12 protein-coding genes are annotated in these 13635 nt (G+C 64.2%); 1 reads left to right on the plus strand and 11 read right to left on the minus strand.

Annotation, left to right across the window (positions count from 1 at the left end; all coding sequences use genetic code 11):
• The 11 genes from DMO17_RS09795 to DMO17_RS09845 all read right to left on the minus strand — a co-directional run bounded on the left by DMO17_RS09795 (nt 1) and on the right by DMO17_RS09845 (nt 13135).
• Nucleotides 1-1656: an ATPase, T2SS/T4P/T4SS family gene (locus tag DMO17_RS09795; protein ID WP_110682297.1), complete on the minus strand. Its 1656-nt coding sequence runs from the start codon at nt 1654-1656 to the stop codon at nt 1-3.
• A 10-nt stretch (nt 1657-1666) separates the two neighbouring features.
• The gene (locus DMO17_RS09800; protein WP_110682298.1) at nt 1667-3154 is read right to left on the minus strand and encodes a type II and III secretion system protein family protein; all 1488 of its coding nucleotides are present in this window, start codon (nt 3152-3154) and stop codon (nt 1667-1669) included.
• 73 nt (nt 3155-3227) lie between these two features.
• Nucleotides 3228-5261, minus strand: a complete 2034-nt coding sequence (gene cpaB, locus DMO17_RS09805) for a Flp pilus assembly protein CpaB (RefSeq protein ID WP_181418763.1) — start codon at nt 5259-5261, stop codon at nt 3228-3230.
• Between the two features lie 104 nt (nt 5262-5365).
• Entirely contained in the window at nt 5366-6439 is a 1074-nt protein-coding gene (locus DMO17_RS09810; protein ID WP_110682300.1) for a hypothetical protein, read from the minus strand.
• A complete protein-coding gene (locus DMO17_RS09815) occupies nt 6439-7113 on the minus strand; it encodes a hypothetical protein (protein ID WP_146224908.1) in 675 nt (224 codons plus the stop codon). The genes DMO17_RS09810 and DMO17_RS09815 overlap by 1 nt, the downstream gene beginning before the upstream one ends.
• Entirely contained in the window at nt 7097-7948 is an 852-nt protein-coding gene (locus DMO17_RS09820) for a hypothetical protein (RefSeq protein ID WP_110682302.1), read from the minus strand. Before DMO17_RS09820 ends, DMO17_RS09815 begins: the two co-directional genes overlap by 17 nt.
• Nucleotides 7949-7970: 22 nt before the next feature.
• A complete protein-coding gene (locus DMO17_RS09825; RefSeq protein WP_110682303.1) occupies nt 7971-10061 on the minus strand; it encodes a Tad domain-containing protein in 2091 nt (696 codons plus the stop codon).
• 24 nt (nt 10062-10085) lie between these two features.
• Nucleotides 10086-10349 carry a hypothetical protein gene (locus tag DMO17_RS09830; protein ID WP_220034072.1) on the minus strand — a complete coding sequence of 88 codons (264 nt, stop codon included), beginning with the start codon at nt 10347-10349 and terminating at the stop codon, nt 10086-10088.
• Between the two features lie 119 nt (nt 10350-10468).
• The gene (locus tag DMO17_RS09835) at nt 10469-11071 is read right to left on the minus strand and encodes an RBBP9/YdeN family alpha/beta hydrolase (RefSeq protein WP_375538014.1); all 603 of its coding nucleotides are present in this window, start codon (nt 11069-11071) and stop codon (nt 10469-10471) included.
• Between the two features lie 97 nt (nt 11072-11168).
• Nucleotides 11169-12827: a cation acetate symporter gene (locus DMO17_RS09840; RefSeq protein WP_110682305.1), complete on the minus strand. Its 1659-nt coding sequence runs from the start codon at nt 12825-12827 to the stop codon at nt 11169-11171.
• Complete coding sequence (locus DMO17_RS09845) at nt 12824-13135, minus strand: DUF485 domain-containing protein (RefSeq protein ID WP_110682306.1); 312 nt, start codon at nt 13133-13135, stop codon at nt 12824-12826. Before DMO17_RS09845 ends, DMO17_RS09840 begins: the two co-directional genes overlap by 4 nt.
• 233 nt (nt 13136-13368) lie before the next feature.
• Between DMO17_RS09845 and DMO17_RS09850 the strand changes: the two genes are divergently transcribed.
• Nucleotides 13369-13590 carry a DUF2061 domain-containing protein gene (locus tag DMO17_RS09850; protein WP_110682307.1) on the plus strand — a complete coding sequence of 74 codons (222 nt, stop codon included), beginning with the start codon at nt 13369-13371 and terminating at the stop codon, nt 13588-13590.
• Nucleotides 13591-13635 lie beyond the last annotated feature (45 nt).

The following is a 13635-nucleotide window of genomic DNA, read 5'->3' on the forward strand; positions in this document are numbered from 1 at the left end:
TCAGACCTCCTGGCTGGTCTTGAAGATGCCCATATCCACCGGAATACCCCGACTACGCAGCTCCTCGTAGAACTCCGGCACCTGGCCTGTCGCCAGGTAGCGCCCCCTGACCCGGCCATTCTGGTCGAAGCCCTGCTGGCGGAAGCAGAAGATCTCGTTGAGCAGTATGGTGCCCTGCTCCATGCCGGTGACCTCGGTGATGCTGGTGATGCGCCGCGAGCCGTCGCCGAAGCGGGTCTGCTGCACGATGATGTTGACCGCCGAGGCGATCTGCTCGCGGATGGCCTGCACCGGCAGGTCCATGCCGGCCATCAGCACCATCACCTCCAGACGGCGCAGCATGTCGCGCGGTGAGTTGGCGTGGCCGGTGGTCAGCGAACCATCGTGACCGGTATTCATCGCCTGCAGCATGTCCAGCGCCTCGCCGCCGCGACACTCGCCGACCACGATGCGGTCGGGGCGCATGCGCAGGCAGTTGCGCACCAGATCGCGGATGGTCACCTGGCCCTTGCCCTCCATGTTGGCCGGGCGCGCCTCCAGGGACACCACATGTGGCTGTACCAGCTTCAGTTCGGCGGCGTCCTCCACGGTCACCACCCGCTCCTCCACCGGAATGAAGTTGGACAGGATGTTCAGCAGGGTGGTCTTGCCCGAACCCGTGCCTCCCGACACCACTATGTTGAGACGCTGCTCCACCGCCGTGCGCAGAAAGGTCACCATGGGCTCGTTGATCGAGCCGTAGCGGATCAGGTCATCGGTGGTCAGCTTGTGCTGGGAGAACTTGCGGATGGTCAGGCATGGGCCCTTGAGCGCCAGCGGCGGGATGATGGCGTTGACCCGCGAACCGTCCTTGAGGCGCGCATCGACCATCGGCGAACTCTCGTCGATGCGCCGGCCGAGCGGCGAGATGATCCGCTCGATGGTGGCCATCACCGTGGCATCGGAGCTGAAGTTGATCGTCGTCCGCTCCAGGCGGCCGGAGCGCTCGACGTAGATGTCGTCGTGGCGGTTGACCATGATCTCGGTGACGCTCTCATCGGCCAGCAGGTCCTCCAACGGCCCCAGCCCGACCGCCTCGTCCAGCACGATCTTGCGCAGCACATCGCAATCGATGCACTTGGGCAGGCGCCCGCGAATCTGCTCCATGATCTCGTCGACCAGCTCGGACAGGCGCGCACGCACCTCGTCGGCGGCCATGGTTTCCAGATCCATGCGGCGCAGGTCCATGGCGCGGAACAGCTCGCCATGGATGTACTTGGACCACTCCATGTAGGCGGCCTGGTCGTGGGTGACCACACCGGCAGCCTCTTCCTCGTTGAACGGCAGGTCGCTGTCGGTGGGCGGCATGTCCTCGGTCTCGACCACCAGCGGGCGAACCCGCACCAGGTAGCCGCCGATGCCGATCACATCGCTTTCGCTCAGCGGGCCATAGCGCCCCACCAGCTTGCCGTTGACCTCCAGCTCGTAGCCACGGCTGAGGTCCTCGACGAACAGCCCGGCCAGCGAGCGCTCGATGCGGGCATGCACCGGCGCCACGCGCCAGCCTCGCAGACGCAAGATGCAGGTGCGCGCCTTACCCAGCTCGCACTGGGCGGCAGTGCAGGTGAGCTTGTCGACGGGCTGACCGTTGCGGTAAGTGACTTCTAACTCGAACATCAGCGCATCCTCAGTCGAGCAGACCTTTCTTCACCGACTTCTCGAAGTCGCCGAGCATGCGCTCGGCACGATCCAGCTCACGCTGGTTGACGGTGGCCGTCGGGCCGGTCATCAGCTCGGGCGTGATGAAGATCACCAGCTCGGTCTGGGTACCCTTGAAGCTCTTGTTACGGAAGAACGGGCCCAGCACCGGGATGTCCTGCAGCCACTTGATACCCTCATAGGTCTGCTGGCTGTCCTTGTTGACCAGGCCGGACAGCACCAGGGTCTCGCCGACTCGCAGCTGCACCTCGTTGTCGGTGCGGCGCGTCTTGAACGCCGGGTAGTCGCCCACCTGGTTGGCCTTGTCCAGCTGGCTGATCTCGGCCATCACCTTGGCCGCGACGCGGTCGTTGCCGTAGATCTGCGGCGCGATGTTGAGGATGATGCCGAACTCCTTGTACTCCACCGAGGGGCCGTTGATGCTGCTGGTCACCACCGGCACCTCGCCGCCGACCGTCAGCTCAGCCTGGCCGCCACTGCGTGCGGACAGCCGTGGCGAGGCCAGGGTCAGGGCCGAGCCGTTCTTCTCCAGCATGTTGATGCGCGAAGTGATCTCGGTGGCGATACCCCAGTAGCCATTGGTGCCGGTATTGCCGACTGCCTCGTTGAGGTCGTCGAAAGTACCGCTGTCGCTGGGGAACTGGCCGCGGAAATAGGGGTTGGTACGCTGGTCCGAGGAAAACACGAAGCTCGGCCCGTTGATGCTGGTGCTCCAGTTGATGCCCAGCTCCTCTACGTCGTCCTTGGCGAATTCGGTGATGCGCACATCGAAATAGATCATCGGTGCGACGAACTGCGACATCGGCTGAGCCAGTACCAGCATGTCCGGATAGCGCTCCTGCAGCAGCTTGATGCGTTCCATGTCGATCTCGTTGAGGTCGCCATCGACCACGATCTGCCGCCCCACGGTCTTGATCGAGATGCCCGGAATCTGCCCGAGCATGGCCCGCACTTCCTCCAGCATCAGCCCGGAGTCGGACTTGGTCGCCGCACCGTTCTGCTCCTCGGCCAGCACCAGCACGTTGTCGTAGAACTTCACCGCATCCTTGACCCGCTGCAGATCCTGGCTGTGCAGACGCCCCTCCATCACCACCTGGCGGCCGACCGTACGGATCTTCAGCCCGGGGATATCGCCGAGCAGCGCGCGCAACTCGCCGATCTGCCGATAGCCGTTGGCCTTGACCACCACCACCCCCATCTGCTCCCGCGAGCCATCGGCGAACCAGGCCTGCACCGTGGTTTCGCCTTCGGCCTCGGCGGTCAGTACCATCTCCTGGTTCTTCAGCAGAGTGGCGCCGAGCAATTCCACGTTGCCCACCGCCAGACGCTCGATCCCCGGCGCCTCGATCACCCGCACATCACCCTTGTACAGCGTCAGCTGCGCCGGCAGGCTCTCGGCCATGGCCAGCGGCGCCGCCAGCATCCCCACGCAAAGCAAAAGAAATCGTACTTTCATCTTTATGGTCTCGAAGCCCTAGCGTCCTTCTTATCCCGTGCGGCACTGCGAGGCGCCGCTACGGCCTTGCGATCTATTCCAGGCGCAGGCTCTGCACCGGGATCACCCCGTTCTTGCCGGTGCCGCCGGGAATGAACTGCACCATGCGGCTGGTCTGCGGCGCGCCGCCCTCTTCCTCACCCGCCAGTGCCAGCGCGGTATCGGCCTGCGCCTGCCCCTCGACCTCGGCGCTGATGCCGGAGGCCACGACATTGCCGTTGCCATCCACCACCTTGCCGTCCACCAGCTTGCCGACCACCTTGCCCTCGGCGTCGTAAACGGTGTCGCCCTTGACCGTGCCGATGGCTTTGCCGGAAGCATCACGGGCCACGCGCACCGCATCCTGCTGCACCTCGACCTGGGCACCGGCCAGGGCGCGGCCGCTCTTGTCGACCACCTGGCCATCCACCACCTTGCCGACTTCGCGCCCCTGGGCATCCAGCACACGGTCACCGACCACGGTGCCGATCACGTTGCCGCTGGCATCGCGCACCACCCGCACACCATCGTCCTTGGGCTTGCCCTGTTCATCGAGCTGCACCTTGTCCAGCTGGCCGATGCTCTTGCCATCCACACCCACGGCCTTGCCATCGCGTACCACACCGAGCACCTTGCCATTGGCATCCACCACCTGACCGTCGACCACCCGGCCGATGATCTTGCCGTTGGCATCGCGCACCACCTCACCCATGCGCCCGACCACCTTGCCATTGCCATCGACCAGGGCCGTCTCCACCTTGCCCAGCGCCTTGCCGTCCAGGCCGACCGCCTTGCCATCGCGGTACTGGCCGATGACCTTGCCATCGGTATCCACCACCTGGCTGCCAACCACCCGACCTATCACCTTGCCGCTGGCGTCGCGCACCACCTGCTGTTCGCTACCCTGCTTCTGCGGCGCGGCCTGGGCGACGGATTTGCCCATGTCGATCACCCGCCCCTGGGCATCCAATGCCGCGTTGCGCTCGACGCTGCCCAGGCTCTCGCCCTTGAGGCCGACCGCCTGGCCGTTCTTGACCACGCCGATGACCTTGCCATCGGCGTCCACGACCTTGCCGTCGACGATGCGACCGATCACCTTGCCGTCGGCGCCACGCACCACGTCGGCGCGCTCGCGCATGCGCAGCAGCGGGTCATTGGCCGCCACATCCTTGACCACCCGCCCCAGCGCCTTGCCATCGAAACTCACCGCCTTGCCATCGACCATCTTGCCGACGATGCGGCCCTGGGCATCCACCACGTTGTCGCCCACGATGCGTCCGACCAGCTTGCCATCGGCATCCAGCACCACATCGGCCTTCTCGGCAGGTGGTGGCTCCAGCAGGTTGGCCACGGTGATCTGCCCCAGCCGGGCGAAGCTGGTGTCCTTGGGATGGCGCAGCACTGCGACCAGGTCGCCACTGCGCTCGGCCAGCTCCACCCGCGCCACCTGCTGCGGGGTCAGCATCAGGCTGATGGTGGAGAAGTTCATGTTGAAACCGTCGGCCGAGTTCTGGTCGTAGAAGGTTTCGTACTTGCGCCCGCTGGCATCCTCACGGCCGGCGGCGACCACCACCAGGTCCTCGAGGATGGTCATGACCACGGCATCGGCCATGTTGGGCTGCTCCTGCAGGCCGATATCGCTGGCGGCGAAACTGCCGAGCAGGTCGATATGGTCACCGGGGCGCAGCAGGCCGTCGAAGGAATTGATCTTGCTGATCTTCACCGTCTTGGCCCGCTTGCCCAGCTCGACGTTCTCGGAGAAGCGACTGACCGAGCTGCCCTCGACGGCGCTCCAGGTGATCGGCTTGCCCTTCTGCAGGGGCATCTCGACCATGCGGCCGTCGAGCTTCTTCCAGTCCTGCGCGAGGACAGCCCCGGATGGGACGAACTGCGCCGGCACTTCCAGCACCGCGACCTTTTCCTTGTTGACCACCTCGGCCTTGCCGATGTCCCGACGCGGCACCACCAGCGCCACCTTGCGCTCGACCGGCGGCTTGTAGGCCTCGCGGTACTGCGCTTCCTTGCTCTTCAGATAGAGCCAGGCCGCGCCACCTGCGAGCACCCCGCAGACCACCGCAATAATCAACAACTTGCTCCCCGAAACAGGCTGCATGCCCTCTCCCCCAGTGAATCGAATACTTGTTCTACGCGGCTCGCGCAGTGCGGCAGCGCTATTGTTCTCGTCACGCACCCTTAGAACGGGCCACTCAGGCTCCAGCTCGTCGCACCCTCGGTCAGCACCCAGCGCCCCTGGCAGCCGCCACTGCCCTGGTCCGCATTGTCGATATAGCCAAGGTTGTTGGTGGGCGACTCGACCACGGCGTTCTGCGTGGTGGTCACCTGGTTGCCGGAGCCGTCGTCCTCGGTCTTGTCGAAGCTGTATGCGCCGTTGAGTTCGTTGTCGACCCAGTTCACGGCACGCACGATGCAACGCGAGTAGCCGCTCCAGCTGATCAGCGTACTCGCCTGGGTCAGCACCATCTGCACCAGCTCGCCATCCGGAACCTTGGCCGCGGCATAGGTCTCGCCGGAGACCTGCACCTTGCTCAGCGAGTAGATGTAGCCATCGACTTCGTAGCCGAACAGGCTGGCCTGGCCGCTGCCGTCGCGCACCATCACCGGGCGAGTCGTCGCCGCCTGCGCGCCATCCGGCACGTCATCGGTCAGCTCACCCTTGAGCGGGTCGAAATACTTGCCATCGTTCTCGTAGGCGAAGCCGACCACCTGGTTGTTGACCACGATGGCCACCAGCGGTACCTCGTTGCCATCCTCGTCGACGAAGATGCTGCCGACACTGACGCCAGTGATCTCCTCGCCATCGACTACGGCCACCTGCTCGCCGGTTTCCTCGTTGTAGGTGTACTCACCGATCACGTTGCCATCGAGGTCATAGATGGTGCTGCCAGATACGGTGCCGATGACGTTGCCCTGGTCGTCGTAGACGTAGTTGACCTTGTTCAGCGACTCGGCCGGCGTCTCAGTGGGATCATCGTTGCCACCGTCACCGGGAATGCTGTCGTCATCCTCGACCTCGCCCTCATCTTCCGGTGGTGCGGCTACGTCCACCTCGCCATAGTCCTGCACATCGCCGATGGCCGCCGAATAGCCCTCATAGTTGTTGTGCAGAGCATCGATCAGGGTCGGTACGCAGCCCTTGGCGCTGCCGGCCACGGTACAGGGTGTCAGGGTCAGGGCCGCGATGATGCTGCCGCCGATGCCCAGCGCCACCAGGTATTCGGCCATCGACTGGCCAGCCTGCGCGCGCATCAGCGATCCACCCGATTGAGCAGGATCTGCGTCTGCTCGCCGGCGGTGCGCAGGAACACCACTGACAGCTGCTCGCGACCTTTGCCGTAGATCAGCGTGGCGTTGTTCTGGCTGTACTGACGGCGGTTGAGTTGCCAGCCGCTGCGCACCATCTCCGTCTCGTACCAGCGGGTGGCGGCATCGAGCACATCCGGGTAGAGCAGCATCACCAGCTGGCCGTCACGGTAGCTGTCCTGGTTCTGCATGTCGGTCACCACCACCGCATCGGGGGGCATCGGCACGCCTCCCCCCAGAGGGCGTGAGCTGCCCTCCTCATCCGGCGGATTGACCAGCATCAGGCGGCCCTGGGTCTGCCCTTCGGCGCTGCGCAGTTGAACCATCATCATGCAGTCGTCATTGATGTGCAGGATCTGCTGCCAGGCGCCGAACTCGGTGAAGTCCACCGCGCCCTCCCAGCGCTCGGCATAGAAGCCGCGCAGCACTTCCACGGGCGCCTCGGTGCGGAAGCCCTTGACGCTCATCGGCAGGTTGTTCCATTGCATGGCCTCTGCCACCGTGGCCAGTTGCATGCCGTCCTGGGTCGGAAAATCGTCGAAATCACAGTCGGCCTGCGCCACCTGGGACAGTAAAGCGAGCAGCAGGATGGCGGGCAGGCGCTCAATCATCGTCTTCATCGAAGTAGCAGAAACCGAAATCGCACTTGGTCTCGGCATCGGGGATGGGATCGGTGCCGACATAGCCGAAGTCGACATCGGCGAAGCTGGGCTCGAAGATGCCGATGAAGTCGATCACCGCATTGATCACCGCGTTGTCCATCATGGTGCCGATGGCGAAGTCGTCCACCCGCTCCTGGAAATGATGCTCGCCCTGGGCATTCCAGCCATCGGCGAGAATGGCGCTGTTGGCGGTGATGGTCAGGTTGGCCGGCAAGGCGCTGGACTCCAGGCCGACCTTGCTGAGGTCTACGCGAGTGCTGACACTAGGGGTGAAATAGTTGTCCTGGGGATGCGCCACCTGCAGGAAATCCGCATCGTCCTGGATACGCAGCATGGTCAGAGGCGTCATCAGCAGCGACATGCCGTCGTTGTAGACCTCCAGCACGTCATAGGCGAAAGAAGGCGTTTCCTCGGGGTTCAGGCTGCCCCCCGCCAGCCCGCCTGCGCCCAGCATCTGCTCGCCATTGCTCCAGCGCCACAGGGCATGCCGGGTTCCGACCGGCAGGCCGCTCACATCACTGGCAGCGAGTTCCTCGGGACTGGCAGAGAAGCTCAACAGGCGCCGCTGCGCGCTGCCGTCGATGGCCGCGTCGCTGCGCACCGCGACATCGTAGCCCGGCTCGGTGGTTTCACCCGGCTGGTCACCATTGTCATACCAGACAGTGCGCTCCCAGGCGGCGTAACGCGCCATCTGCTGAGTCTGGAAGCTCATGTCGAGCAGCTTGGCCAGGGTCGGCACCACCAGGAACAGGATCAGCAGCACGCCACTGGTCATGACCACGAACTCGGTCATGGCCTGGCCGGAACAACGGCGACTAGGGCACATAGTTTTCCAGTTCCCCCATCAGCGCATCCTTGGCGGTGCCGGTGACCTGATCGAACACTTCGTCCACCACCTCTTCGGCGTACTGCTTGACCGGCGGCTGGACGTTCTTCAGCAACTGCTCCTTGGCAGGATCGGTAATGCTCTCGATGGCGGTATCGATCACCCACTCGGCCACACCCATGATGCCGCCGGAGAGGTTGAGCTCCTCCATCAACTGGAAGGGGTCAATCTCGCCGGTGGCGATCATCATGGTGATGGCGCTCGGCTCGCGCAGGCGTGCATCCCAGAAGGGGCTGAACTGGCTGGCCACCTCGTCTTCGTCACGTGGGCTGGCGAAGTAGGTTTCTGCCGAGGACACCGTCATCAACGCATCGGGCTCATGCCATAGGGCCGTGGCATAGGCGGTGCTCAGGGTGCCATCCACCGGCCCCTGGGTATCCAGCTGGAAGCGGTACAACTGGTTACCGGACGAACCGTTGAGGTTGAGGCCGTCCGGGCTGTCGGTGGTGGGCACGTCGCTGAGCTTCTTGGCTACCGCGATGCTGAACTCGTGGCTGGTGCCGGACTCGGCGAAGGAGTCATTCAGGGCAAAGAAGGACGGCGGGCCGGCGTAGTTGGTCTTCACGTCCGCCGGGATGGTGCCGTAGATGTTGCGCACCTGTCCCCAGAACCAGGTCACCGCGTGCACCATATGGAAGGTGTCGGCGTACATACCCGGCGCCATACCCGTCATGTCCATGCCGGGAAAACCCCACTGCGGCGCCGAGCGCATCGCATCGGCATCCTCCGCCACCAACTGCTCGGTGGCTCCGCTGATGGGCATGCCGAAACCCAATGGGATATTGCCGTCGATGATGGTGAAGCACTCGGTACCTACCACCGGGAACCACAGGCATAGCTCGATGAAGATATCCACGTCGAGCTTGAAGCCCAGCGAGGTGTAGTCGATGGAAGTCCAGCCGTAACGCTCGATGCCATCGCCGGTAGAGCTGGTACGCAGAGGGTTGTAGCGATAGGCGGTGCCACCGTCGTTGAAGGAGCCCATCTCCAGGGTCAGGCTGAAGCTGATACGCAGTGGCCCCAGCGGCAGGGTGATCTCAGGCGTGGCCAGGGCGGGGGGGCCCAGGTTGAAGTGGCGCTGATCCAGCCAGTCGTTGCGATTGTCGTTGATGATCGCGGCGAACTGCCGATAGGCTTCCTTGGCATCGTCATTGGCCGGCGGGTCCTGGGTGGAGCCGGCCTTCTTCTTGTAGCGCTCCGGATTGGTGTCCACCAGCATGGTCTCGGGGCCGTTGAGCCCTCCGAGAAAGGAGCCGACCACCTCGTCGGTCGTCGAGGGCGGAGACTCGCCGGCACCACCCGCCCCTCCGCCTGAGGCACCGCCGCCGCTCATCGCGCTGCTGGCCTGACTGTAGAGGTTCTCGTAGCTGAAACTGTCGCCGAAGTAGGTCAGCGCGGCATTCTGAGTCAGGAAGTAGTAACCCAGCAGGGGAATATAGAGATCGTCCTCGGGGTCGGAGCCGCTCTGGTTCTGGTGCGCCTCCACCACATCGATCATGCCCTCGATCTGCGACTCGACCGTGGCCATGGCAAAGGCCTTCTGGAACATGGACATCGCCATGTTGAAGTAGGACACGGTGGTCGGGTAGAAGCCGATCATCGGGTTGGTCACCGCGTCGATGCCGTAACCGATGGCGATGTAGGGGATGTAGACGGCCTTGAGTGCATCGGCCAGGGTTGGCCTGGGTGCGGGCGGCACGATGGGAATCTGGTAGGCCGGGAAGGAATCGACCCAGCTCGGAATGGTCTTGTAGCGCTTGGCCCAGGAGCGCATCGCCACCATCTGGCCGATCGACAGCTCGTTGGCGATCATCGCGCGGTTGGTATAGGCGATGAAGTTCTGGTTGCGCGCGAACAGCTTGGCCTGGGTATAGACCGCCGCGTCGGCGGCATTTTCCAGCTGCACGCGATCACGGGTGAGAATGCCGTGGTTGTACACCAGCAGCATCGCCACCACGGCCACGCCTAGGAAGAGCAGGCCAAAGACGATGGCCTGCCCTCTCTGGGAGGAGGTTTTCACGACAGCACTGTTAGCAGTGCTGGATTAGTTGCCGCCGCCCTCTTCCTGATTGAAGTTGCCCAGGTCGTAATCCTGGCCTGCCTCGGTACCAGCCTCACCACCGGCGGTCGCACCTTCACCCGTGGCGGCACCGCCGCCCAGCTCCGCGGCCATATCGCCGACCTGACCGCGCACGGTATCGCCGAACAGGTTGTAGACGACGATGGCGGCGATGGCGATCAGCGCCACGATGATGATGTACTCGGTCATGCCCTGCCCCAGCTGACGAGCACGCGCCTTGATGTTCATAAGAGTCTCTCCTGCTTGTTATTGGTTGTGATGGCAAATCCATGGCGGATAGCCAATACACTACCAAAGGTGTAGGAAATCGTCTCGAAAAGTTCGGAAAAACGCTTGACTTTGACCGATCAATCAGGATCTAGAACAAAACCCTTAGTACGATGCATCCCTGGGGCGACTCCCTCCAGCAGAGAGCGCAGCAGCGCCCGGCCCTCGGGCCAGTCGCCCAGGCCGCTGTCGCCGTTGATATGGCCGCACGCGCCGAGGTTGTGCCAGCGACTGCCCCAGCGCAGGGCAGCGCCATGGGCATGCTCCAGGCTGCCGTAGGGATCGTCGCTGCTGGCCACCACCAGGCTGGGGAAGGCCAGCGGCAGGTCGGGCACCGGCACGAAGCCACGGATATTCAGCTCGGCCGCCGGCCCTTCCGGATCGGGCGGGGCCACCAGCATGGCGGCGCGGATGAGCTGGCGGGTCTGCGCCGCCCAGTGCGCCACCAGCCCGCAGCCCAGGCTATGGGCGACCAGCACGGTGTTCGGCCCACTGGCCGCCACTGCCGCCTCCAGGGTCGCCACCCAGTCCTCGCACAATGGGTTCCACCAGTCGCGTTGCTCGACCCGGCGAAAGCGCGGATCCTGCCGCTGCCAGTGGCTCTGCCAGTGCTCGGGCCCGGAGTCGCCGTAGCCGGGGATGATCAGAAAGGTCGTATCCATTGCCTTGTCTGCCGCGTCGATAACCGGCCCCCAACATGCCGCAAGCGGCCGGACGGCTCAAGCGCCCATAAAAAAGGGCAGCCCGCGGGCTGCCCGAGTCACACGGAGCGTCTGGCGATCAGTGGGCGACCGCGCCACTGGCGCCGAGGCCGGTCTGCGAGCGGACGAACTGCGGGTAGAAGCGTGCACGCTCCTCGTCGGCCGCGGCGGACTTGTCGGTGATCGAGAAGAACCAGATACCGATGAAGGCCACCAGGATGGAGAACAGCGCCGGGTACTCGTAGGGGTAGACCGGGGTGGCGTTGCCGAGGATCTGCACCCACACGGTCGGGCCGAGCACGGTCAGGGTGACGGCGGTCACCAGGCCCAGCCAGCCGCCGATCATGGCGCCGCGGGTGGTCAGCTTCTTCCAGTACATGGAGAGGATCAGTACCGGGAAGTTGCAGCTGGCGGCGATGGAGAAAGCCAGGCCGACCATGAAGGCGATGTTCTGCTTCTCGAACAGAATGCCCAGGCCGATGGCCAGCACACCCAGGGCCACGGTGGTGATCTTCGACACGCGCAGCTCATCCCTCTCGTTGGCCTTGCCCTTCTTGATCACGCTGGCGTACAGGTCGTGGGACACCGCCGAGGCACCGGCCAGGGTCAGGCCGGCGACCACCGCGAGGATGGTGGCGAAGGCCACGGCCGAGATGAAGCCGAGGAACAGGCTGCCGCCGACGGCATCGGCCAGGTGCACCGCAGCCATGTTGTTGCCGCCCAGCAGGGCGCCGGTGGCGTCCTTGAACTGCGGATTGGTGCCGACCAGCAGGATGGCGCCGAAACCGATGATGAAGGTCAGGATGTAGAAGTAGCCGATGAAACCGGTGGCGTAGAACACCGACTTGCGGGCTTCCTTGGCATCGGACACGGTGAAGAAGCGCATCAGGATGTGCGGCAGGCCGGCGGTGCCGAACATCAGCGCCAGGCCCAGGGAGATGGCCGAAATCGGGTCCTTGACCAGGCCGCCGGGGCTCATGATCGCCTCGCCTTTCGGGTGGGCCTTGACCGCTTCGCTGAACAGGGTGCCGAAGTCGAAGCCCACGTGCTTCATCACCATCAGCGCCATGAAGGAGGCGCCGGACAGCAGCAGCACGGCCTTGATGATCTGTACCCAGGTGGTGGCCAGCATGCCGCCGAACAGCACGTAGCAGACCATCAGGATGCCGACCAGGATCACCGCGACATGGTAGTCCAGGCCGAACAGCAGCTCGATCAGCTTGCCGGCACCGACCATCTGCGCGATCAGGTAGAAGGCCACCACCACCAGCGAGCCGCTGGCCGACAGGGTGCGGATTTCCGTCTGCTTGAGGCGGTAGGAGGCCACGTCGGCGAAGGTGTACTTGCCGAGGTTGCGCAGGCGTTCGGCGATCAGGAACAGGATCACCGGCCAGCCGACCAGGAAGCCGATGGAATAGATCAGGCCGTCGTAGCCGGAAGCGAACACCAGGGCGGAGATACCCAGGAAGGAGGCCGCCGACATGTAGTCACCGGCGATCGCCAGGCCGTTCTGGAAGCCGGTGATGCTGCCACCGGCGGTGTAGAAGTCGGAGGCCGACTTGCTGCGCTTGGAGGCCCAGTAGGTGATGAACATGGTGAAGGCAACGAAGGCGACGAACATCACGATGGCCGAGACGTTCAGCGGCTGGCGCTGCACTTCGCCTTCCAGCGCGCCGGCGGCCCACAGGGCCGGCGAGGCGGACAGCAGGCCCAGGGAGGTTAGGATGCGAGCGATCATTTCTGCACCTCGTCGAGGATTTCCTGGTTCAGGCGGTCGAACTCGCCGTTGGCGCGCTTGACGTAGATGCCGGTCAGCACGAAGGCCGACAGGATCAGGCCGATGCCCAGGGGGATACCCCAGGTCGTGGTGCCTTCCGGGCTGATGCGCGTGCCGAGCAGCTGCGGCTCGAAGGCGATCAGCAGGATGAAGGCCACGTAGAGGCCGAGCATGATGGCAGAGAGGGTCCAGGCGAACTTGTCGCGCTTGGCGACCAGCTCCTGGAAGCGCGGATTCTGCTCGATCCGCTTGTAGACGCTGTCGTTCATTGTTTTTGTCCTCCACAGCTGGGTTGCTGGTGAGGTCACTGTAGAACTCTGGCCCGCACAAGACAGACGACCTTAGTCGTAGCGACCAGGGCCTCTCGACCAAAGTCTTAGGCGCCCGGCAGCGGCATACAGCGCCGCTATCGGCACCATGCACAAGAGCGATTTCCCGCTTCCTACCAGCGCGGCTACCTTGCACAGCAAGAAAGAACAATTCTCGTTCAGCGAGGTGCGCCATGCTCAAGACCGTAACCTTCACCCTCATGCACTTCTGCATCGCCTTCGCCGTCGCCTATGCGCTGACCGGCAGCGTGGCCGTGGGTGGCCTGGTGGCGGCGGTGGAGCCGCTGTGCAACTCGGTGGGCTTCTATTTCCACGAGAAAATCTGGCGGCGCTTCGAGAAGAAGGGCCAGAGCAGCGCCATCCCCAGACACGCCTGGCTGCATCACCACGTCTGAGGCGGCTGTGCGCGGCCCGCCGGCTCCGCTAAGATGCGCGGCTTT

This window comes from Aquipseudomonas alcaligenes, from assembly GCF_003205495.1.
Lineage (GTDB): Bacteria > Pseudomonadota > Gammaproteobacteria > Pseudomonadales > Pseudomonadaceae > Aquipseudomonas > Aquipseudomonas alcaligenes_B.